Origin of the sequence: Streptomyces sp. NPDC096310, from assembly GCF_044763125.1 — a bacterium.
Classification (GTDB): Bacteria; Actinomycetota; Actinomycetes; order Streptomycetales; family Streptomycetaceae; genus Streptomyces.
Window position 1 is genome coordinate 348,058 of the sequence record NZ_JBIWFO010000004.1, and the last position, 21,341, is coordinate 369,398.

Annotated in this window: 21 protein-coding genes and 1 riboswitch; of the genes, 9 read left to right on the forward strand and 12 right to left on the reverse strand. The window is 69.1% G+C overall.

Features of this window, described 5'->3' with window-relative positions; all coding sequences use genetic code 11:
* Positions 1-2 precede the first annotated feature (2 nt).
* Entirely contained in the window at positions 3-509 is a 507-nt protein-coding gene (locus ACIQ7D_RS12500) for a hypothetical protein (protein ID WP_403936575.1), read from the forward strand.
* 166 nt (positions 510-675) lie between these two features.
* On the opposite strand, the gene ACIQ7D_RS12505 is transcribed toward ACIQ7D_RS12500, so the two are convergent.
* From ACIQ7D_RS12505 to ACIQ7D_RS12515, 3 genes are read right to left on the reverse strand one after another with little or no spacing between them, the layout of a single operon-like run.
* Positions 676-1,932: a tyrosine-type recombinase/integrase gene (locus tag ACIQ7D_RS12505; protein WP_403936577.1), complete on the reverse strand. Its 1,257-nt coding sequence runs from the start codon at positions 1,930-1,932 to the stop codon at positions 676-678.
* Positions 1,932-2,120: a helix-turn-helix domain-containing protein gene (locus ACIQ7D_RS12510; RefSeq protein WP_403936578.1), complete on the reverse strand. Its 189-nt coding sequence runs from the start codon at positions 2,118-2,120 to the stop codon at positions 1,932-1,934. The genes ACIQ7D_RS12505 and ACIQ7D_RS12510 overlap by 1 nt, the downstream gene beginning before the upstream one ends.
* Positions 2,117-3,802, reverse strand: a complete 1,686-nt coding sequence (locus tag ACIQ7D_RS12515; RefSeq protein ID WP_403936580.1) for a replication initiator — start codon at positions 3,800-3,802, stop codon at positions 2,117-2,119. The genes ACIQ7D_RS12510 and ACIQ7D_RS12515 overlap by 4 nt, the downstream gene beginning before the upstream one ends.
* A 352-nt stretch (positions 3,803-4,154) precedes the next feature.
* Here ACIQ7D_RS12515 and ACIQ7D_RS12520 point away from each other — a divergent pair, with 352 nt between their 5' ends.
* Positions 4,155-4,535, forward strand: coding sequence for a winged helix-turn-helix domain-containing protein (locus tag ACIQ7D_RS12520; protein ID WP_403936582.1), 381 nt, complete (start codon positions 4,155-4,157; stop codon positions 4,533-4,535).
* Between the two features lie 571 nt (positions 4,536-5,106).
* On the opposite strand, the gene ACIQ7D_RS12525 is transcribed toward ACIQ7D_RS12520, so the two are convergent.
* Entirely contained in the window at positions 5,107-5,517 is a 411-nt protein-coding gene (locus ACIQ7D_RS12525) for a type II toxin-antitoxin system VapC family toxin (RefSeq protein WP_403936584.1), read from the reverse strand.
* Positions 5,514-5,735 carry a hypothetical protein gene (locus ACIQ7D_RS12530; RefSeq protein ID WP_403936586.1) on the reverse strand — a complete coding sequence of 74 codons (222 nt, stop codon included), beginning with the start codon at positions 5,733-5,735 and terminating at the stop codon, positions 5,514-5,516. The genes ACIQ7D_RS12525 and ACIQ7D_RS12530 overlap by 4 nt, the downstream gene beginning before the upstream one ends.
* Positions 5,736-6,315: 580 nt before the next feature.
* Here ACIQ7D_RS12530 and ACIQ7D_RS12535 point away from each other — a divergent pair.
* Positions 6,316-6,513 carry a hypothetical protein gene (locus tag ACIQ7D_RS12535; protein WP_403936589.1) on the forward strand — a complete coding sequence of 66 codons (198 nt, stop codon included), beginning with the start codon at positions 6,316-6,318 and terminating at the stop codon, positions 6,511-6,513.
* 82 nt (positions 6,514-6,595) lie between these two features.
* Here the strand turns inward: ACIQ7D_RS12535 and ACIQ7D_RS12540 are convergent, their stop codons facing one another.
* On the reverse strand, positions 6,596-7,318 hold the full coding sequence (locus ACIQ7D_RS12540) for a GntR family transcriptional regulator (RefSeq protein ID WP_403936591.1): 723 nt from the start codon (positions 7,316-7,318) through the stop codon (positions 6,596-6,598).
* Positions 7,319-7,474: 156 nt separating this feature from the next.
* Between ACIQ7D_RS12540 and ACIQ7D_RS12545 the strand changes: the two genes are divergently transcribed.
* Positions 7,475-7,672, forward strand: coding sequence for a hypothetical protein (locus ACIQ7D_RS12545; RefSeq protein WP_403936593.1), 198 nt, complete (start codon positions 7,475-7,477; stop codon positions 7,670-7,672).
* A 4-nt stretch (positions 7,673-7,676) separates the two neighbouring features.
* Here the strand turns inward: ACIQ7D_RS12545 and ACIQ7D_RS12550 are convergent, their stop codons facing one another.
* The 4 genes from ACIQ7D_RS12550 to ACIQ7D_RS12565 form a co-directional block, all read right to left on the reverse strand.
* Entirely contained in the window at positions 7,677-9,206 is a 1,530-nt protein-coding gene (locus tag ACIQ7D_RS12550; protein ID WP_403936596.1) for a glycoside hydrolase family 3 protein, read from the reverse strand.
* Positions 9,207-9,214: 8 nt separating this feature from the next.
* On the reverse strand, positions 9,215-10,075 hold the full coding sequence (locus ACIQ7D_RS12555; RefSeq protein WP_403936598.1) for a carbohydrate ABC transporter permease: 861 nt from the start codon (positions 10,073-10,075) through the stop codon (positions 9,215-9,217).
* A complete protein-coding gene (locus ACIQ7D_RS12560) occupies positions 10,072-11,073 on the reverse strand; it encodes a carbohydrate ABC transporter permease (RefSeq protein ID WP_403936600.1) in 1,002 nt (333 codons plus the stop codon). The genes ACIQ7D_RS12555 and ACIQ7D_RS12560 overlap by 4 nt, the downstream gene beginning before the upstream one ends.
* A gap of 144 nt (positions 11,074-11,217) precedes the next feature.
* A complete protein-coding gene (locus tag ACIQ7D_RS12565) occupies positions 11,218-12,501 on the reverse strand; it encodes an extracellular solute-binding protein (RefSeq protein ID WP_403936601.1) in 1,284 nt (427 codons plus the stop codon).
* A 248-nt stretch (positions 12,502-12,749) separates the two neighbouring features.
* Between ACIQ7D_RS12565 and ACIQ7D_RS12570 the strand changes: the two genes are divergently transcribed.
* The 3 genes from ACIQ7D_RS12570 to ACIQ7D_RS12580 all read left to right on the forward strand — a co-directional run bounded on the left by ACIQ7D_RS12570 (position 12,750) and on the right by ACIQ7D_RS12580 (position 16,201).
* The gene (locus ACIQ7D_RS12570) at positions 12,750-13,514 is read left to right on the forward strand and encodes a GntR family transcriptional regulator (RefSeq protein ID WP_403937002.1); all 765 of its coding nucleotides are present in this window, start codon (positions 12,750-12,752) and stop codon (positions 13,512-13,514) included.
* A 237-nt stretch (positions 13,515-13,751) separates the two neighbouring features.
* Positions 13,752-15,974 (forward strand): carbon starvation CstA family protein, encoded by a 2,223-nt coding sequence (locus tag ACIQ7D_RS12575; RefSeq protein WP_403936603.1) that lies wholly within the window; start codon positions 13,752-13,754, stop codon positions 15,972-15,974.
* A complete protein-coding gene (locus ACIQ7D_RS12580) occupies positions 15,971-16,201 on the forward strand; it encodes a YbdD/YjiX family protein (RefSeq protein ID WP_403936605.1) in 231 nt (76 codons plus the stop codon). Before ACIQ7D_RS12575 ends, ACIQ7D_RS12580 begins: the two co-directional genes overlap by 4 nt.
* 78 nt (positions 16,202-16,279) lie before the next feature.
* On the opposite strand, the gene ACIQ7D_RS12585 is transcribed toward ACIQ7D_RS12580, so the two are convergent.
* Positions 16,280-16,864, reverse strand: coding sequence for a Uma2 family endonuclease (locus tag ACIQ7D_RS12585; RefSeq protein WP_403936607.1), 585 nt, complete (start codon positions 16,862-16,864; stop codon positions 16,280-16,282).
* Positions 16,865-16,960: 96 nt separating this feature from the next.
* Positions 16,961-17,103: riboswitch (cobalamin riboswitch) on the forward strand.
* A gap of 146 nt (positions 17,104-17,249) precedes the next feature.
* On the opposite strand from ACIQ7D_RS12585, the gene ACIQ7D_RS12590 reads away from it, so the two are divergent.
* Both ACIQ7D_RS12590 and ACIQ7D_RS12595 read left to right on the forward strand, forming a co-directional pair.
* Positions 17,250-19,664, forward strand: coding sequence for a ribonucleoside-diphosphate reductase subunit alpha (locus ACIQ7D_RS12590; protein WP_403936609.1), 2,415 nt, complete (start codon positions 17,250-17,252; stop codon positions 19,662-19,664).
* A complete protein-coding gene (locus ACIQ7D_RS12595; protein ID WP_403936611.1) occupies positions 19,664-20,686 on the forward strand; it encodes a ribonucleotide-diphosphate reductase subunit beta in 1,023 nt (340 codons plus the stop codon). The genes ACIQ7D_RS12590 and ACIQ7D_RS12595 overlap by 1 nt, the downstream gene beginning before the upstream one ends.
* On the opposite strand, the gene ACIQ7D_RS12600 is transcribed toward ACIQ7D_RS12595, so the two are convergent.
* A complete protein-coding gene (locus ACIQ7D_RS12600) occupies positions 20,683-21,219 on the reverse strand; it encodes an ATP-binding protein (protein WP_403936613.1) in 537 nt (178 codons plus the stop codon). The two genes, ACIQ7D_RS12595 and ACIQ7D_RS12600, sit on opposite strands and share 4 nt — an antisense overlap.
* Positions 21,220-21,341: the final 122 nt, after the last annotated feature.

Sequence of the window (21,341 nt, forward strand, 5' to 3'; positions counted from 1 at the left end):
AGATGAGCTTCTCTGTGTCGTTCAATCCGGCCGTGCAGTCTGGTGCTGCGGCTCCTGCTCTAGCGAGTCTGGAGCCGGGTGACGATTACGAAACCCTCGTCATGGAGGCGTGTAGCGCCCTCTCCGATGCTGGAGGCAGCAGATTCCACATTGGCGGTTTCGGGAACGATGAGTGGCCGCTCGATGTCGGGTATGACTTGTCTGCCTTCATGGAGCAGTTCCCGTCACTGATGACGAGTGTGCGTGAACGTCGCGAAGTCGAGGTAGATCTTTACTCGCAGGGCATCGAGAGGACTTTGACCTTCCGACCAAGCGATGATCTGGTGATGATTCACTGCGAGTCGCGGACCAATTGGGTTCCAAACCCAGAGTGCGAGAGTATTGCGCAAAGTGAGCTAGTCGCGATGCTCTCGAAATTGGCCGAAGACTTCGCACGGGGGTTGAAGGAGATTAAGTTCGACCTGTCGGAGGCCGCACCATTCGATCGCTGGCTGGAGGGTGAGGTGTAGCCTCACGGCCCGATCCTGCAATCCACGTGTTGGATAGCGGTAGCAAAATTGAAGCCCCGCCAGGTGCGTCCTGGCGGGGCTTCTGCGGTGGGTGACGGCAGTAGTTGACGGCAACGTCAGTGGACGGTGGCTCCGCACAGCGGCGGGTCATCGCCGTTGTCGCGAGTTACTCGTCGTTGCCAGGGACGTCAAGGGCGGTGCCGAGGGTGTCTATGGCCTGGCGCTGGAGGCGGAGTCGCACGTGGGCGTAGACGGTGGCGGTGACTCCGATGTGTGCGTGGCCGAGGAGTTCCTTGATCACGACGAGTTCGACGCCCTGTTCCAGGAGCAGGGTGGCGGTGGAGTGTCGGAGGTCGTGGAAGCGGATGCGGCGGAGGCCGGCCTTACGGAGGAGTGTGGTGAAGGTCCGGGTGAGGTTGGTCGGGTCGATCGCTCTCCCCTGCGGCGTGGTGAACACGTGCGCGTCGTGCTGCCACGTGCTGCCTGCGGTCGCACGTTCGCGCTGCTGCTGTTCGAGGTGGAGCTTCAGGGACTGGACGCAGCGGGTGGGGATGGCGATGCGGCGCTCGGAAGCCCGCGTCTTGGTGGGCAGCGTGGTGAGCCCGCCTGCGCTGGTGCGCTGCAAGGTTCGGCGGATGGCGGCGGTGCCCACGTCGAGGTCGAGGTCTTCCCAGCAGAGGCCGAGGAGTTCGCCCTTGCGGAGCCCGGTGTGGAGAGCGAGTTCGAACAGGGCGTGCAGCCGGTGTTCGTTCGCGGCGGCAAGGAGCTGGCGGGCTTCTTCAGCGGTGAGGGGTTCGAAGCGTCGGGGCCGAGGCGTGCCGGTGCGGACGTTGCGGGCGACGTTGCGCGGGATCTCCTCCTCGCGCACGGCGTGTTCCAGGGCGGACTTGAGGACGGAGTGGATGTAGGCCAGCGTCAGCGGCGAGAGCCGCTTGGAGCAGCATGTTCCGGTGGCGCAGCAACGGGGTTGATCGCGGCCGGCGTCGATGCCGCGGGCACAGCACTGGCAGGTGGTGCGGAGTTGGTTGAGCCAGGTGCGGACGTCCCTGGCGGTGAGCTTGGCGAGCTTCTTCTTGCCCAGGCCGGGGATGAGGTAGTTGTTCACGCAGGCGGTGTAGCGGGTGTGGGTGTTCTCGCGGAGGTGGTGGACGGCAACGGCCTCCAGCCAGTATGTCAGGTACGCGGCCAGGCTGCCCTGCGCGGAGGGTACGGGAAGTCCGCGGTTGCTGTTGGCGACCTTCTCGGTGAGCTTGGCGAGTGCTTCCTTGCGGGTGGTGCCGTAGACGCGGACGCGGCGGCGGGTGTTGCCGGGGGCGAGGACGTATCCGGCGGCTTCCCAGCGGCTGTCCTTGCGCTGGTAGACGGTTCCGTCGCCGTTGGCGCGGCTGCGGCGGGAGGTGGGGGTGTCGCGAGGTGTGGTCATCAGGCGGCGTCCTGTTCGAGGCGGGTGCGGATGAAGTCGGTGAGGGCGTGGGTGGGGATGCGGCGGGCGCGGCCGAGGGTGAGGGAGGGGAGTTGGTGGGTGCGGAGGAGGTCGTAGACGGCGGTGCGGCCGAGTTGGAGGCGTTCCATGACTTGGGGGACGGTGAGGAGTTCCGTGCCGGCGGTCACGCGACGGCCCCCGTCCGGACGGCACTGGTCAGCCGGTCAGTGGAGTGACCGACCGGGTGACCGGCGCGGTCACCAGAGTGGTCCGAGCGTCGGGTTCGGGTCGGTTGCTCGGGTCGGGTCTGCCGTGTTGCGGTCAGGAGGTCGGCGAGGTGTTCGTGTTCGGGCAGGAGTCCGGTTCCGGCGTACTGCCAGTGGGAGATGACCAGCGTCGTGTCCGAGTCCACGCGTTGACCGGCGATGTTGTGGTGACCGGCGGTCGGGTCAGTGGAGTGCTGGGCCTGGTCACCGATCGGACTGCCGCTTGTCTGGCCGGACTGCGTCGACGCCGGGGCCGGGGCCGGGGCGGGGGTCTGGGTTTCGGTTCGGTTGGTTCGCCAGGCGGTGCGTTCGGCTCGGAGGTGGGCCAGGGTGGTGGAGTAGTGGCGGGTGCGGGTGGAGAAGTGGCCTCGGAAGCCGAGCATGTGGGCCCACTGGCGCAGGCGGAGGTGGGCGTACTCGGGTCGCACACCGAGGTGCCAGGCGGTGTGGATCATGCGGCGGGCATGGTCGGTGAGGTCGAACTGGGCGAGTTCGGCAAGGAAGCGGAGTCGGCGGTCGAGGGTGCCGGTGGTGGTTTCGGCTCCCTTGGTGGCGTACTTGGCGATGTAGGCGGCGACGTGCCGGTCGGTGACGGGGGCGGCGCCGGTGAAGTCGGGACTGCGGATCGCGCGGACGTCGATCTGCCGCCCGAACCGGAACACCATCGACTCCGGCGGCCGTGTCCGGTTGGCCTCCCTGGCCCCGGAGCGGTGTTGGTGCTGGACGCGAGTGCGCTTGGCGGCGGCGCGGACTGCGTGGTCGAGGAGTTCGGTCGTGGCCCAGGTGGGTGGGGTGCTGGCGGGGCCGGTGGGTCCGTCGATGCGGATGACGGTGTGGAAGTGGATCTGGCCGCGCTTTTGGTATTCGGCGACCTTGGCGTAGGAGAGCGTGGCGTGGTGGCGAAGGGTGCGCTGGGTGAGTCCGGCGGCGTGGGCGATCTCGCGGCGCAGGTGGGTGGTGAAGCGGGACCACAGGGCGGGGGCGTGGGCGTTCCACAGCACCGCGCCGGTGTAGTCGTAGTGCTGCGGGTTCAGCGGCGTGCCGAGGAACGGGTCGCAGTCGCCATGCCGGGTGCCGCAGACACACGGGGCCGCACCGGGCTGATTGTGGACGGGGCCGAAGCCGGGGGCGGTGAGGGTCGCGAACACGCGCGGATGGGTGGAGACGCTGGCCGGTACGGTCTTGCCGCCGCGTAGTCCGGCGGCGATGAGTTGGTAGGTGTCGTAGCGGTAGCGGGTGGAGCAGGCCGGGCAGCGGGTGGCGCGGCGGTTGCCGCACCGCACCAGGAGTTCACCGGCGGGCAGGTGGCGGCTTTCGAGGTGGGCGAGGATCTGGCCGGTGGCGGCGTCCAGGCGGGTGCGGTGGCCGGTCATCCGGATCGGGCGGGCGCAGCCGCCCAGCGAGCCGATCTGTCGGGCCAGGGGCACGAGGTGTCCGGCGGCGGCGAGTTTGGCCAGCCTGGCGGTCAGCCGCGCCCGGCGTTCCAGCGCCGAGCCCCTGTTCACGGGCGCGTCGGCCTTCCTGCCGTGCGCTGGTGAGGCGAACGCCGCGTTCGAGATCGCAGACGTGGTTGTAGGAGAAGGGAGTTGGAGCTGTGCGGGCATGCGGACAGACCTCCGGCAGGAGTCGGGAGAAGAGGGGAGGCGGTTGAGGGCGCCCCAGGGGCGTCGACGCGCGAGGGAACGGGGCGTGCTATGACGGGCGCGGGCGGTGGGCCGGGGGCATCTGCCCTGGTCAGCGGTGCTGCCCTGCGGCGGTGCGTGAAGTTAGCATCGCTTCAACGGCGCATTCAAGTGCATCCCTCCTCATCTATTTCGGTGGCCGGTGGGGACGCGGGTACTGTGGCCCCGGTCTTCCGTTTTGGACGGGCCGGATTTCGGTGGTAATAGCGCAGAGAAGGCGGGGTGACCTGCGGTGACGGTCGGGCGGCGGGGGCGCAGGCCGGCGGGTAGCACAGTGCTGCTGACGTTCGAGGTCATCGCCGAGGCCCTGCGGGAGCGGATCTCCTCCGGCGGGCTGAAGCCGGGGGACGCGTTGCCGACGCAGGCCGTGTTGATGGCGGAGTTCGGGGCCTCCAGCCTGTCCGTGCAGAAGGCCATGGCCCTGCTGAAGCGGGACGGCTACGCGATCGCCCGCCCCGGCAAGGGAGCCTTCGTCGCCCACCCCGACGCCGACACCGACTCAGGTGACGGGGAGGCGGGGAACGTGCCCGTCGGCGGGACGGCGGCGCGCGTCGAGGCACTGGAGCTGGCACTTACCGAGACACGTGATCAGCTCACCGCTCTGCGTGCTCGCGTCGAGGCCCTGGAAGCGGGCGGTGCCGGTCGGGGCCGCTGACCCGCCGTGCCGGGACGCTGAGCAGGGCTGTGCGTCCAGATTTTCTCTACGAGGTTCAAGGCGGGCCCCGCCCGCCGGGGCTGGCCGCTGTCGCCGACGAGTCCGCCGTTCACTCGGGCGGTCTGCACTGCAGGTGGCGTGCCGCCTCGGCAGCCGGGGCGTGATCCAGAGCTGCGGGAGCGGCAACCGGGCAGATCGCCGGGCTGACCGTAACTGGGCTCCTGGCGGAGCAAGTTGTCGCCCGCGACCGTCCTACGGTCGGATCGCAGGCACAGGGCCGACCAGGGGGCCGGCCCTTCACGCCCGTCGGGGCGGGCGCACCGAGGGCGGTGGTCGAACCGCCTCCAGCGGGGAGCGATGCTCCAGGCGGCCCGCCGTCGGCAGGATCCTCCCCGTCCGGCCTCCGCGCCGCCAGACTGCCGAGAACACCAGCACTGCTCCGCCCCCGAGGACCGCCCTCCCCGGCCAACGGGCCGCCGGGCCGGGCCGCTGGGGAAGCACCGGACAGGGCACCGGTCCAAGATCGCGCCGACGTCAGTGTGCGACCGGGCAGGTCAGCGCGGCGGCCCGGTTACGGCAGGAGAGTGAAGGAGTGGGGCGCCCTGGGGCGGACGACGCTGAAGTGGCGGCGGTCCAAGGTCGCGATGGCGTCCGCGCCGAGTCGCTCGGACACGGCGAGAACGGACGCGTCGACCGCGCCGAGGGGGAAGTCGGCGTACTTCTCGACCAGTTCGACCATGCGGTCGATGTCCGAGGCGGCCAGGGGGATCAGACTGATCTGCCCGAGGCTGATCGAGCGGAGGAACGCGGCCTCCGCGCGGGTGCCGTGCTCGCGTTCCAGGAGGTAGCAGACCTCGGTGAGGACCGGGTAGGGCACCAGCAGCGGGCGAGGCGTGCGGCGCATCAGCTCTACACAGCGGGCGTGGTCCTGATCGTCGGCGTCGGCGGCGGCGACCAGCGCCCCGGTATCCCAGATGATCACTCGGCGTCGCGCCCCAGCTCGGCCCGCAGGATCTCGCCGGAGCGGGCGCCCAGGTCGCCCTTGCCGCTGGACAGCGCGCCGACGAAGTCGGGCAGCGGCCACTCCTCCCCGCCGTCGCTGGCGGGGGTGCTCTCCCGCACGAGGGCGAGTATCGGCGCGACCTGCGACTCCGGCAGCCGGTCGATCAGCTCGTGCAGTTCTTCCCGCATAGTGCTCATGAGGCCAGGATAGGGACAACCGTCGAGGTACGGGAACTGATCGGAGCCGGTCGGCCAACCGTAGCCAAGTGATCTATACCTCTGACGGCAGCGCTGACGGCAACAACCCCGGACACCAGTGCACAACCACGGACACCAGCGGAACCCGAAACCGCCGATGACCTGCGAAAACGCAGGTAGGTAGGGGTTGCATAGCACACGTACTATGTGCTGGCGGGTGATACGCCTGTCCTCGTTCACAATTCGGGTGGCTGCAACGTTGCGGATGGCCCCCGACTTCAAGCTCGGCTCGCAGCGAAGGAACTCGCTGGAGCGGACGGGCACGCCTTCCAGAAGCATGTTGTAGAGCAGAGGGAATTCCCCGGAATTCGGACTCGCGCACAATTCTCCGACATGATTGAAGGTGTAATCCTGAACGGAGAGCGTCGCGTGCGATCCGATGGCGCGTCTGCCTATTGGCGGAACGGGGTAATAGTAATCCGCAACCCCGGATCGAGGGACGGTGGTACTGTCTTCGCACCCCAAGAGGGCTATAGGTACTTCACCAGGAACTTCAAGTCAGAGTGAGAGGACGATTCCGATGCATGTGGAGGATCACGGTGAGCAGGTCGTGATCACGATGCCTAGAGCGGAATTCTTTCTGGTCGAAGCGTTGATGATGGAAGCGCTTGAGACCGGGGATAACCGCGACTTTCAGACGCGCGTAGGGGCGACCAAGGATGAGGTGAGAGCTCTCTTGGACAGTCTGCCGGATATGCCAATCGTTGGTGGGGGTTGACTGCCGTGATGTGATCGCTTATGCACATCTGAAGCCCCGTCAGGTGTCCTGGCGGGGCTTTTGCGTGTTCTGCTTCGAGCTGTCAGGGCTGGTACTCGTAACCGATCGTGAACCGGGGCGGCAGGCACCACTCCCCGTATTCGATGATCCCCTCCACGTCCGACCAACGGTGGGCACCGGCCAGGATCGGCGAGTCGACCGGCAGCGCCAGTGCACTTGCCTCGCGGGCGTCGGCGGGGCGGGCGTGCATGTCGTCGCGGGCGTGGGTGATCGCGCGCCCTGTGGCTTCGAGGATACGGGTGGTCAGGCCGTGGTTGCGGCCCGGGGCGGTGTTCAGCAAGTCGGGGACCAGGGCGGCGAACGGGGCCGGGTACCAGGTGACCGCGAACACCGTCCTCGTCTTGCCCCGGCCGGCCAGCCACTCGCGCCGGACGACCTGGTCTCCGGTGTCCAGGTCGAAGAGCTCCGCCACATACAGCGGCGGGGCGACCAACTCGGCGGCCGTGACCCGGCTCGTCTCACCCTCCGCCAGGAAGGACTTCACCCGCTGGATCCTGGCCAGCCGGTCCCGCGCGGACAAGGTCCATCTGGGGTCATCGGCGACGAATGTGCCTCTTGGCGTGGTGCGGATGTAGTTCTCGACCTGGAGAGCTTGCAGGGCCCTGGAGACGGTGGCGGCCGCGGCCTGCCACTGCCCGGCGATTTCCCGGTTCGTCGGCAGCTTGGCACCCGGCTCAAGCTCCCCCGCCAGGATGCGCTCCCGGAAGTGATCCGCGATCTTCGTGAACGTCTTGGGGGTAGGCATACGTGTCGCCCCTCCGCTGAGTTGACGTGCCGTCAGGGAGAGCACACTAGTGCACTACGAACCGTAGCGGGAGTGCTTCGGCCACTCGAATACCGAACTAGAGCACCGACCTGTCAAGAGGTCGGCCATGTGATGTTCGAGAGGTGTCGATGCCCCATGACTGAGCCGACCCGGTACTCAACTCCACCGGTCGAACTCCCTTTGCGGTGGGAGCTGGAACCGACGCCCGTACAAGGCTGCGCGGGCTGTGCCGAGCTGGCCGACGTCCGTGAGCGGGCCCGCACAGTCGGCGACATGACGAGTGTCACCGACTGCAACGTCTATCTGAGACGGCACCCGGAGGGCCACCAGTAAGCCCTCACCCCCGCCCCGCGATGACCTCCGCCGCCGCCTGGGCGCAGACGCGGGCCGCGCCGTGGGTGGCGATGTGGAGGGCTCCCCTCGGCGGGGCCTCGTTGAGGCCCATCTCGACCACCAGCGTGTCCGGGCGGGCCGTGAGCAGGGCGTCCAGCGTGGCCGACATCCAGGGGTGGCGGTGGGCGTCGCGGACCACCGCGATCGGGGTGCGGTCGCCCGCCGCCGTGAGGATGCGGGGCGCCGGGGCGTCCGGGGCCGGGGTGTCTCCGTACGTGGCCGACTCCGTGCCCGGGAGGAGGTGGCCCAGTTCGGTCGCCAGGCCCCAGGGGGTCTCCTCGCCGACCGCGATGTTCGCCACCGGGGTGAGGACCGCGACGTACGGGGCCCGGGTGAGCGGAGCCACCGTGCCCGTGACGCGCAGTGCCCTGCGGGCCGCCAGCAGGCCGATCCCGGGAAGGGGATCCGCGCCGGGCGCGGTCCCCTCCTGTGTGGCCGCGCCCGGCACCGAAGCCCCCCTGGCCCCTCGGGTCCAGTCGGCGAGGCCGCGCATCCGCGCGGCCGCGTCGGCCAGGCGCTCCTCGGGGAGTTCGCCGCTCCGTACGGCGGCCACCAGGGCGTCCCGCAGCCGCAGTACGGTGTCCTCGTCCGCCAGGCCGCCGCCGACGCAGATGGCGTCGGCGCCCGCCGCGATCGCGAGGACGGAGCCGCGTTCGATCCCGTACGCCTCGGCGATGGCCCGCATCTCGATGCCGTCGGTGATGATCGGGCCCTGGAAACCCAGTTCCTCGCGCAGCAGTCCGGTCAGGATCCGCGGGCTCAGGGTCGCCGGGTGGTCCGGGTCGAGCGCGGGGAGCAGGATATGCGCGCTCATCACCGATCGGGAACCCGCCGCGACGGCCGCGCGGAAGGGCAGCAGGTCGCGGGCGTGGAGTGTGGCGAGGTCCGCGTCGATGCGGGGCAGCGAGTGGTGCGAGTCGACGGCCGTGTCGCCGTGGCCGGGGAAGTGCTTGACGCAGGCGGCGACCCCGGCGGACTGGAGCCCTTCGACGTACGCGACGGTGTGCCGGGCCACCAGCTCGGGGTCGGCGCCGAAGGACCGTACCCCGATGACCGGATTGTCCGGGTTGGAGTTGACGTCGGCGGAGGGCGCCCAGTTGAGGTTGACCCCGCAGGCGGCGAGCCGCCGGCCCAGTTCGCGGGCGACGTCGCGGGTGAGGTCGGGGTCGTCGACGGCCCCGAGCGCGTGGTTGCCGGGGAAGGACGAGCCCTGCCGTACTTCGAGGCGGGTGACGTCGCCGCCCTCCTCGTCGATGGCGACGAGGATGTCGTCCCGCTCCTCCCGCAGCCGTCGGGTGAGGGCCGCGAGCTGTTCGGAGGTGGCGATGTTACGGCCGAACAGACCGACCGAGACGAGCCCGTCACCGATCGCCCGGAGCAGCCAGTCGGGGGCCGTGGTGCCGACGAAACCCGGCTGGAGGACGGCGAGGGCGTCGCGGGTGAGGGTGTCGGTGCTGGATACGAGTGTGGCCATCGGTGGTTCTAACCCTTCACTGCGCCGGCTGTCAGACCCGCCGCCATCTTGCGCTGGACGAGCAGGAACAGAATCACGATGGGCACGGCCATCATCGTGGAGCCCGCCATCATCGGGGCGAACTCGGTTCCGTGTTTGGTGGAGAAATTGGAGAGCCAGACGGTCGCGGTCTGGTTCTGCTGGCTCATCAGCATGAGCGCGTACAGGTACTCGTTCCACGCCTGGATGAAGCCGTACACCGAGGTGGCCACCATGCCGGGCGCGAGCAGCGGGAAGACCACCCGGACAAAGGCGCCGGTGCGGCTGCATCCGTCGACCATCGCCGCCTCCTCCAGCTCCTTCGGGATGTTGACGATGAAGCCCCGCAGGGTCCACACGGTGAAGGGGAGGATGAAGGTGAGGTACGTGATGACCAGGCCGGAGAGCTTGTCGTACTGACCGAGGTCGTTGAGCAGCAGGAAGACCGGGATGATCATGGCGACCAGCGGCACCATCTGTACGGCGAGGATCCCGACGATCACGACCTTGCGGCCCCGGAACGCGAACCGGGAGATGGCGAGCGCGGCGAGCAGCCCGACCGCGACACCGATGACGACCACGACGGACGAGACGAGCAGCGAGCGCCCGACCGGTCCCCAGAAGTCGGCGATGTCCAGCGCCCGGCGGAAGTTGTCCAGGGTGAAGGTACGGGGGAAGAAGTGCGGGTCGGGGTCGATGGCGTCGCCGGCCGGTTTGAACGCCGTGTTCAGCATCCAGTAGACGGGGAAGCCGAGGACGACGAAGACGAGCACGCCGAGGACGTTCCAGCCGGCCTTGCGTCCGCCGACGCGGCGCCCACCGGGTGCCACCACAGGGGTCGAAGCGCTCACTCCACCTCTCCGATCTTGAGCATCTGGCGCATGTAGACCGCGATCACACCCAGCAGGAGCAGGACCGTGAGCAGCGCGATCGCCGAGCCCTGGGAGTAGTCGTTGACGACGAACGCCTTGTCGTACGAGTAGGTGGTGAGGAGCTGGAACTCCGCCTCGGGGTGGCCATTGCGCATCACGAACACCTGCGGGAAGACCCCCATGTCCCAGATCACCGAGAGCGTCGCGAGCATCACGATGATGGGCTTGAGGATCGGAACGGTGACATGGCGGAAGACGCCCCAGGCGCCCGCCCCGTCGAGCCGCGCGGCCTCCTCCAGCTCCGCGGGCACCTGGGTGAGCCCGGCGGTGAGGGTGATGGCGACGAACGGTACGGCGCCCCAGACCACCAGCAGCATGATCACGGCGAGGCCCTGCGGTCCGCTCGCGAACCAGTTGTGGCCGATGAGGTCGACGCCGGGGATCCGGGACAGCACCCAGTTGAGGACGCCGTAGTCGGTGTCGAACATCCACTTGAAGACGGTGACGGCGACCAGGATCGGCATGCCCCAGCTCGCCACCAGGGCGATGTTGATCAGGGTCTTCACCCAGCCGGAGACCCGCTGCTGGAGCAGGGCGATGAGCATGCCGAGCACCATGGTGAGGATGACGGCCCCGGCCGCGAAGACGATCGTACGGAGGACGACCGCCCAGAACTCCCCGTCGCCGAGGACCGTGGCGAAGTTGTCGAAGCCCGCGGACTCCGGGGCCTGGAACCCCCAGAGCTGGGGCTGGCCGAACTTCTGGAAGGAGAGGGTGACCAGCCGCGTCAGCGGGTAGCCGAGCACCAGCGCGAGGACGGCCAGGCAGGGCGCGAGCAGCAGCCAGGGTACGGAGCTCCCGCCGGCCCCCCGGCCCCGGCGCCCGTTTTTGCCGGGTCTCGCCCCGGGCCCGGAAGGACCCGCGGGCGGATCGTGCCGCGTGGGCGGGTCACCGGCCGTCGTCGGGGTCGTCGTCATCTCCATGGCACTGCCACCGGTACTCGTAGGGGCACTGGCACTGGCACTCATCGCGCGCTCCTCAGCGGGCCGGGCGGGGGCTCCCGTCCGGCAGATCGCCCGGACGGCGGCGGATCGTGCCGGACGGGAGCCCCCGCCCTCAGGTCACTTGGTGTTGATGACCTTGTCGATGGCGGCGTCCGCCTCCTTGGCGGCTTCCTCCACCGACTGCTTGCCGGTGCCGATGGACTGGAGCATCGTCTGGAGCACCTGGGCCTTCTCGACCTGGCCCCAGCCCGGCGCCATCGGCACGAACCAGCTCGACTCGGCCGCGGTGGCCGGGACCGCGGTCGCCGGGTCGTCCTTCAGCGTCGCGAGGTCCGTCTTGTTGTTCGGCAGGTTGCCCTTGCCCATCAGGCCCTTCTGGCCCTTGGCGCCGGTGAAGGCGTTGATCCACTCGGCGGCGGTGGCCTGCGCCTTCGACTTGACCGGTACGGCCAGGTCGGAACCGCCGAGGAAGACGGGCATGTTGGCGCCGGACGGACCCGGCATCACGAAGTTCTCCAGGTTGCCCTTGAGCTTGCCGGTCTTGTCGCTCTTCGGGTCCTCGGCGGTCGCGCCCTCCCAGGCGGCGGCGAAGATCATGCCGGACTGGCCCTGGCCGTACACGATGTAACGGTCGGACTCGTCCTTGGTCTTGTCCGCGTGCATGTACGTGTCCAGGACCTTCTTGTACTCCTTCAGCCCCTTGAGGGACTCGGGCGAGGAGAGGTTCGCCTTGAAGGTGCCGCCGCTGTCCTCGGCGATGGAGCCGCCGGCGTCGTACACGAAGGACATGGCCGCGTACCAGTCGCGCGAGGGCTGGTACCAGGCGCTGAACTTGTCGCCCCGCTTCGCCTGGATCTTGTCGAGTCCGGCGGTCAGCTCGGCGTAGGTCTTCGGTACGGCGGTGACCCCGGCCTCCTTGGCGACGTCCTTGCGCCAGTTGGCGACCCGGCCCCCGGCGTAGTACGGCACGCCGTAGGTCTTGCCGTTGTACGTCACCGACGACTTGAGCCCGTCGAGCCAGGCGTCCGAGTTGTCGAACTTCGCCGGGTCCAGCTCGGCGAAGGCGCCCTTCACCGTGTAGCCCAGCATCTCCGTGTTGCCCATCTCGACCACGTCGGGGGCCTTGTCGGTGGCGAGCACGGCGTCGAGCTTGGTGTTCTTGTCGGGCCATCCGTAGTACTCGTGCTTGATCTTGATGCCCGGGTGCTTCTTGACCACCGCGTCGTCCGCGGCCTTGACCAGCTCCGGCCAGTTGTTCTGGGCGTCCACCGTCAGCCAGACGGTGAGCTCCTTCGCCGAATCTCCGCCGGACGCCCCGCCCTTCGGGTCGTCGGAACCACACGCCGCGAGGCCGATCACCATGCCTGCGACGCCGACCGCCGCGATGAGCTTGCGCTTCACGCCACCCTCCTCAGGGACACTGCAACCCCCCTGGTCCCTTTAATGGTTTAGACCACTAGACCAGTAGGGAGTGAGCTTGGCCTAGACCTTTAGGGGTGTCAAGGGTGTATAAGAAGGGCAGTCGTGTCCGTTATCGGACCGACACCTGAGAGAGGGCGACGACCCGTGGCCGGACCGTGCCACCATGTGAGCCGCGACAGACGGAGGAGCCGGTGACGGCAGCAGCGCAGGAGTCGGGAAGGCAGGCCATGGCCACGGACGGGGTCGGTACGGAGACCGAGGGCGGACCCGCCACCCGTACGGCCCGCGTACCCAAGTACTACCGCTTGAAGCGGCACTTGCTCGACATGACGCAGACGCTGCCGCCCGGGACGCCCGTACCGCCGGAGCGCACGCTGGCCGCCGAGTTCGACACCTCGCGGACGACCGTGCGCCAGGCGCTCCAGGAACTGGTCGTCGAAGGCCGGCTCGAACGCATTCAGGGCAAGGGCACCTTCGTCGCCAAGCCCAAGGTCTCCCAGGCCCTCCAGCTCACCTCGTACACCGAGGACATGCGCGCCCAGGGGCTCGAACCGACCTCGCAACTCCTCGACATCGGCTATGTCACGGCCGACGACACCCTCGCGGGGCTTCTCGACATCACCGCCGGCGGGCGGGTCCTGCGGATCGAGCGGCTGCGGCTGGCGAGCGGTGAGCCGATGGCCATCGAGACCACGCACCTCTCGGCGAAGCGCTTCCCGGCACTGCGCCGCTCGCTCGTCAAGTACACGTCCCTGTACACGGCGTTGGCGGAGGTGTACGACGTCCATCTCGCCGAGGCCGAGGAGACCATCGAGACCGCCCTGGCCAACCCGCGCGAGGCCGGGCTGCTCGGTACGGACGTGGGCCTGCCGATGCTGATGCTGTCGCGCCACTCGCTGGACGCGGCCGGTGAACCGGTGGAGTGGGTACGGTCCGTCTACCGCGGCGACCGCTACAAGTTCGTGGCCCGCCTCCAGCGCCCGCGCCCGTGACCTAGGAGCGGACCGGACCGAAGGCCCGGCGCGAGAAGCCCGTGCACAAAAAAACCGCCACGCCCACATAAACCCACCCCCTGCGGGCAGTTAACGTACCGGGATATGGGCTGGTGGTGGCGTGTCCCGGGATGGTCCCCTAGATTTCCTGCGCATTACGCGTGATGCACGTCGCATGACGCATCGGGCGTGACGCGTCAGGCAGTACGCAGGTGACCAGTGAGGGGACGACTCGCCATGCCAGAGCCCGCGCCGACCGACACCTCGTCGGCGGACACCCGGCCGAAGACCCCAGGTGGTCTCAGCCCGAGATCCATCGCCGTCTGGACCCTGGTCGCGCTGGTGGGCGCGGCGGGCTGGGGGGTGCTCGCCCTCTCCCGGGGCGAGGAGGTCTCGGCGGCGTGGATGCTGGCCGCCGCCCTCGGCTCGTACGCGATCGCCTACCGCTTCTACTCGCGCTTCATCGCGAACCGCGTCCTCAAGGTCGACAAGACCCGGGCCACCCCGGCGGAACGGCTCGACAACGGGGTCGACTTCCACCCCACCGACCGGCGTGTGCTGTTCGGCCACCACTTCGCGGCCATCGCGGGCGCCGGGCCCCTGGTCGGTCCCGTACTCGCCGCGCAGATGGGATATCTGCCCGGCACCATCTGGATCGTCGCGGGCGTCATCTTCGCCGGTGCCGTCCAGGACATGGTGACGCTGTTCTTCTCCACCCGCCGCGACGGCCGTTCCCTCGGTCAGATCGCCCGGGACGAGATCGGCCCCTTCGGCGGCGCCGCCGCGCTCATCGCCGTCTTCATGATCATGATCATCCTGCTGGCGGTGCTGGCGCTGGTCATCGTCAACGCCCTGGCGCACTCGCCGTGGGGCGTCTTCTCCATCGCCATGACCATCCCGATCGCTCTCTTCATGGGCGTCTACCTGCGGGTGCTGCGCCCCGGCCGGGTCACCGAGGTCTCGCTCATCGGAGTGGCGCTGCTGCTGCTCGCCATCGTGTCGGGCGGCTGGGTCGCGGAGTCCTCGCTCGCCGACACCTTCACGCTGGAAGCCGGGACGCTGGTCATCTGGATGATCGCGTACGGCTTCCTCGCCTCCGTGCTCCCGGTGTGGATGCTGCTGGCGCCGCGCGACTACCTGTCGACGTTCATGAAGGTCGGCACGATCGTGCTGCTGGCGCTGGGTGTGGCGGTCGCGCTGCCGACGATGAAGATGGACGCGGTCACCGAGTTCGCGAGCCGCGGTGACGGCCCGGTCTTCGCCGGGTCCATGTTCCCGTTCGTCTTCATCACCATCGCGTGCGGCGCGCTCTCGGGCTTCCACTCCCTGATCTCCTCGGGCACGACGCCGAAGATGGTCCAGAAGGAGACCCAGATCCGGATGATCGGTTACGGCGCGATGCTGACCGAGTCGTTCGTCGCGATCATGGCGCTGATCGCCGCCTGCATCATCGACCCGGGCCTCTACTTCGCGGTCAACTCCCCCGCCGGGGTCATCGGCGGTACAGTCGAATCCGCCTCGCAGGCGGTCGCGAACCTGGGCTTCACCATCTCGCCCGACCAGCTCGCCCAGGCGGCGAAGGACGTCGAGGAGACCAGCCTGCTGTCGCGGACCGGCGGGGCGCCGACCTTCGCCCTCGGCATGGCGGAGATCTTCTCGTCGGTCGTCGGCGGCACCGCCATGAAGGCGTTCTGGTACCACTTCGCCATCATGTTCGAGGCGCTGTTCATCCTCACCACGGTGGACGCGGGGACGCGCGTCGGGCGCTTCATGCTCCAGGACATGCTCGGCAACATCTACAAGCCGATGCGCCAGGTGAGCTGGAAGCCGGGCGTCTGGTTCGCCAGCGCGGTCGTGGTCGGCGGCTGGGGCTACTTCCTCTGGGTCGGAGTCCACGACCCGCTGGGCGGTATCAACCAGCTCTTCCCGCTCTTCGGCATCGCCAACCAGCTCCTGGCGGCCGTGGCGCTCGCCGTCTGCACCACGCTGCTGGTCAAGTCCGGCCGCCTGAAGTGGGCCTGGGTGACGGCCGTGCCACTCGCGTGGGACGCCGCCGTCACGCTCACCGCGAGCTGGCAGAAGATCTTCTCGGGCGACCCGAGGGTGGGCTTCTTCACCCAGCGCGACGTGTACCGGTCGGCCATCGACCGGGGCGAGGTGCTGGCCCCGGCCAAGACCATGGACGACATGCACACCGTCGTCACCAACTCCACGGTGGACGGGGTCCTCTCGGCGCTCTTCGCGGTCCTCATCCTGGTCGTCATCGCGGACGCCGGGCGGGTCTGCTTCAAGGCGATCCGTGATCCGGAGAGCGTGAAGCTGGTGGAGGTCCCGTACACCGAGTCCAGGATCGTCGCCCCGGCCGGCATGATCCCCACCAAGGAGGAGAAGGCTGAGCTGGCCGCCGCCGGGACCGCCAGGGAGCGGGAGAGCGTCCCGGCGGGAACGGGCCCGGCATGACCCGGCCCCGGAGCCGGGCGGAGCGGGTCCGGCAGGTGGCGGGGCGGATCCGCTGGTACGTACGGGAGTTCACCGGCGAGTCCGCGTACGAGCGGTACGTGGCCCACGCGCGGGCCCACGCGGACGCCGGTGCCCCGACGGGGGAGGTCATGACCCGCCGCGCCTTCGAACGCAGCCGCACGGACGCCCGCGAGGCCGACCCGCGCGAGGGCTTCCGCTGCTGCTGAGCCTTTGCCGAGCCGCACCGCGCGAACCACGGGCCGCCGGACCTCTTCCACGGGTCCGGCGGCCCGTTCGTCGTCACCTCAGCGCACCCAGTCCTTGAGCTGCTCGGTCTCCAGCGTGATCCCGACCGGTTCGGGGAGAGTGATCTCCTTGCCGAACGGCACGGTGTGGATGGTCTCGTACCGCACTCCGTCGGGCTCGCTGTGGACCGTCACAACGCAGTTGTCCCGGTCGATCAGCAGGTAGACCGGGATGTCGGTCTGGGCGTAGGCACGCGGCTTCTCCACCCGGTCACGGTTGTCGGTGTCGGAGTCGTACGACGTGACTTCGACCGTCATCAGGACCGGGGCAGGATCGGCCCACTCCCCCTGGCCGACGAAGGCATCCGTGGGGGCGAGTGAGGCATCCGGACGGGCTCGGCCCTTCCGATACGTCTGCGCTTTGAGTCCCTGGTCGGGATGGAGCCACAGCTCCGGACGGGACTGCATACAGATACGGGTCAGCCACTGCACGATGCGTCCGTGGTCCCCATCCGGCACAACCCTGCTCCTGATCTTCCCGTCGATGAGTTCCAGCCGAATGCTCGTAATGGTGCGGGCCATTATCGCGGTGGCCTCGTCGAACTCCTCGGGATGGATCTGAGACTCGTAGTCGATGACCGTCATGGGGATACCTCCTCCTTGTCACAACGACGATAGCGGAGGGGTCCGACAACGACCGTCGAAGCGACCCACGACACAACATCTGGGGGGTGGCGCACCGCGCGCCCCCCAGATGTATGCTCGACCTCGCTGTCGACGCAGGGGAATCCGGTGTGAATCCGGAACTGTCCCGCAACGGTGTACTGTGGCGCGCTTTGTCGTGCCCGCCAGTCCGAACACCTGCCGGCAGTGCGTCCGGCTCGACCGATCCGGGCGCCCAGACGTCCGGGCCTCGCGGTTGGGCCGGTGGACGCGGCGCGGTGTGCCGCCCTGCGAAGGCATGGGGTGCGGCCGTGCGCGCGGACCCGTGCCTCCTCGTGGCCCAGAGCCGAGCGAGGGAGAGCACCACGTGACCATCGCGCCAGCGGATCCGGTTTCAGTTGCCCCGGAGGCACCGTCCGAGAACGGGGCGACGACCGTCCCCGGGCAGGCCGACGCCCCCGGCACCGCGCTGCTGCGGACCCTGACCGAGCTGACCGCCGATCTGCCCGACGCCGACCCGGGCAGGATCGCCGCCGCCGCGCTGCGCGGCCGCAACGCCCGCTCGGACGAGGCCGAGCTGCGCGAGCTGGCCACGGAGGCGGCGGCCGGGCAGATCTCCGACGACCCGGCGTACTCCCGCCTCGCCGCCCGGCTGCTCACCCGTACGATCGCCGACGAGGCGGCCTCCCAGGGCGCCGTGTCGTTCTCCGCGTCCGTCGCCACCGGCCATCGCGAGGGCCTGATCGCGGACCGTACGGCCGCCTTCGTCACGCTCCACGCCGACCGCCTCGACGCGCTGATCGACCCGGCCGCCGACGACCGCTTCGGCTACTTCGGGCTGCGTACGCTCTACAGCCGCTATCTGCTCCGGCACCCGCTCACCCGCCAGGTGATCGAGACGCCGCAGCACTTCATGCTGCGGGTCGCCGCCGGGCTGGCCGAGGACGAGAGCGCGCACGCGCTGGACGAGGTCGAGAAGCTGTACCGGCTGATGAGCCGGCTGGACTACCTCCCCTCCTCCCCCACGCTCTTCAACTCCGGTACCCGCCACCCGCAGATGTCGTCCTGCTACCTGCTGGACTCGCCGCTGGACGAGCTGGACTCCATCTACGACCGGTACCACCAGGTGGCGCGGCTTTCCAAGCACGCGGGTGGGATCGGACTGTCGTACTCCCGTATCCGTTCGCGCGGTTCACTGATCCGGGGGACGAACGGCCACTCCAACGGCATCGTCCCGTTCCTGCGGACCCTCGACTCCTCCGTCGCGGCCGTCAACCAGGGCGGCCGGCGCAAGGGCGCCGCCTGTGTCTATCTGGAGACCTGGCACGCGGATCTGGAGGAGTTCCTCGAACTGCGCGACAACACGGGCGAGGACGCGCGCCGTACCCACAATCTCAACCTCGCGCACTGGATCCCCGACGAGTTCATGCGCCGGGTCGAGGCGGACGGCGTCTGGTCGCTGTTCTCGCCGGTGGACGTGCCGGACCTGGTCGACCTGTGGGGCGACGCGTTCGACACCGCGTACCGCAAGGCGGAGGCCGACGGTCTCGCCCGCAGGACGATCAAGGCCCGTGAGCTGTACGGCCGGATGATGCGCACCCTCGCGCAGACCGGCAACGGCTGGATGACCTTCAAGGACGCGTCGAACCGTACGGCGAACCAGACCGCCGAGCCCGGCCACACCGTCCACTCCTCCAACCTCTGCACAGAAATCCTTGAGGTGACGGACGACGGCGAGACGGCCGTCTGCAACCTCGGCTCGGTCAACCTGGGCGCGTTCGTGGACGCGGCCACCGGTGAGATCGACTGGGAGCGGCTGGACGAGACCGTCCGTACCGCCGTCACCTTCCTCGACCGGGTCGTGGACATCAACTTCTACCCGACCGAGCAGGCGGGCCGCTCCAACGCCAAGTGGCGTCCGGTGGGCCTGGGCGCGATGGGCCTTCAGGACGTCTTCTTCAAGAAGCGGCTGCCCTTCGACTCCCCGGAGGCCGCCGCGCTCTCCACCCGGATCGCCGAGCGGATCATGCTCGCGGCGTACGAGGCGTCCTGCGACCTCGCCGAGCGGAGCGGCCCCCTGCCCGTCTGGTCGAAGACGCGCGCCGCACGCGGGGTGCTCCACCCCGACCACTACGAGGTGGAGCTGAACTGGCCCGAGCGCTGGGCGGCGCTGCGCGCCCGGGTCGCGGAGACCGGTATGCGAAACTCCCTCCTCCTGGCCATCGCGCCGACGGCGACCATCGCGTCGATCGCGGGCGTGTACGAGTGCATCGAGCCGCAGGTCTCGAACCTGTTCAAGCGCGAGACGCTCTCCGGGGAGTTCCTTCAGGTCAACTCCTACCTGGTGGCGGAGTTGAAGCGGCTCGGCGTCTGGGACGCGCAGACCCGCGAGGCGCTGCGCGAGTCCAGCGGCTCGGTGGCGGGCTTCACCTGGATCCCGGCCGAGGTGCGGGAGCTGTTCCGTACGGCGTGGGAGATCCCGCAGCGCGGCCTGATCGACATGGCGGCGGCCCGTACGCCGTTCCTGGACCAGAGCCAGTCGCTGAACCTGTTCCTGGAGACGCCGACCATCGGAAAGCTCAGCTCGATGTACGCGTACGCGTGGAAGAAGGGGCTGAAGACGACGTACTACCTGCGCTCGCGCCCGGCGACCCGCATCGCGCGCGCGGCCGGCGGGCAGTCGGCACCGGCACCGAAGCCCGTCCCCGCACAGATCACCCCGGCCGACGAGGCGATCGCCTGCTCCCTGGAAAACCCCGAGTCCTGCGAGGCATGCCAGTAATGACCACGGAAACGACGACGCGGAAGAACCTCCTGGACCCGGGGTTCGAGCTGACGCTCCGGCCCATGCGCTACCCGGACTTCTACGAGCGCTACCGCGACGCGATCAAGAACACCTGGACGGTGGAGGAGGTCGACCTCCACTCCGACGTCGCCGACCTCGCCAAACTCTCCCCCGGCGAGCAGCACATGATCGGCCGGCTGGTCGCGTTCTTCGCGACGGGCGACTCGATCGTCTCCAACAACCTGGTGCTGACGCTCTACAAGCACATCAACTCCCCGGAGGCGCGGCTCTACCTCTCGCGCCAGCTCTTCGAGGAGGCCGTACACGTCCAGTTCTATCTGACGCTGCTGGACACCTACCTCCCCGACCCGGAGGACCGCGCTGCGGCCTTCGACGCGGTCGAGGAGATCCCGTCGATCCGCGAGAAGGCGCGGTTCTGCTTCCGCTGGATGGACTCGGTCGAGCGGATCGACCGCCTGGAGTCCCAGGCGGACCGGCGCCGTTTCCTGCTCAACCTGATCTGCTTCGCGGCGTGCATCGAGGGCCTGTTCTTCTACGGGGCGTTCGCGTACGTCTACTGGTTCCGCTCGCGCGGCCTGCTGCACGGCCTGGCCACCGGCACGAACTGGGTCTTCCGTGACGAGACCATGCACATGAACTTCGCCTTCGAGGTCGTGGACACGGTCCGCAAGGAGGAGCCGGAGCTGTTCGACGACGCACTCCAGCAGCAGGTCACGGACATGCTGAAGGAAGCGGTCGAGGCGGAGCTTCAGTTCGGCCGCGACCTGTGCGGGGACGGGCTGCCGGGCATGAACACGGAGTCGATGCGCGCGTACCTGGAGTGCGTCGCGGACCAGCGGCTCCAGCGCCTGGGCTTCCCGCCGGTGTACGGATCACAGAACCCGTTCGCGTTCATGGAGCTCCAGGGCGTCCAGGAGCTGACGAACTTCTTCGAGCGCCGCCCGTCGGCGTACCAGGTGGCGGTGGAGGGCACGGTCGGCTTCGACGACGACTTCTAGTTCCGGAGTCCTGGAGTCGGGGAGAGGTACTCGGAGCCGCGGTACCCCACCTCCGCCCAGACGGTCTTGGTGTACGGATCCCGGACGCCCCACCCCCACCGGTCCGCGTAGGCGGCGACCAGCAACAGCCCCCGCCCGCCGGTCGATTCGACGGCGGGCGGGGAGGAGATCCCGGGCGCGCGGGGCAGCCGGTCGGGCCGGGTGTCGATGACCTCGACCCGCACCCGGTCGACCCCGCGCCCGAGCCGCACCTCGAAGTCCCGCCCGGGGGTGCGCCCGTGGGTCACGGCATTGGCGGCCAGCTCGGCCACGACGACGGCGACGACCGAACCGGAGGCGGGGACGGTACGCGGGATGTCCCACGAGTCGAGCTGCTCGGCGCAGAGCAACCGGGCGAGGCGGGCGCCACGATGGCTGGAACTGAGCCTGATCCGGGAGAGCGGAAGCAGCGGCGAGAACGGCGGCGGAGGGCCGGGCTCTGCGGGTACGGCTGGTCCGGTGGAGACGGCGGCGGGGGGAATTTCCGACTTCATAGGGTAACCGTCCCGTCACTCATCTATCGTGACCAGGGCGGACACCCGTACCTGACGATCTGGTACGGGCCGGACCCTGGTTCTGTACGGGTCGCGGCCCGTGACGGCGGCGGGACGCGGGA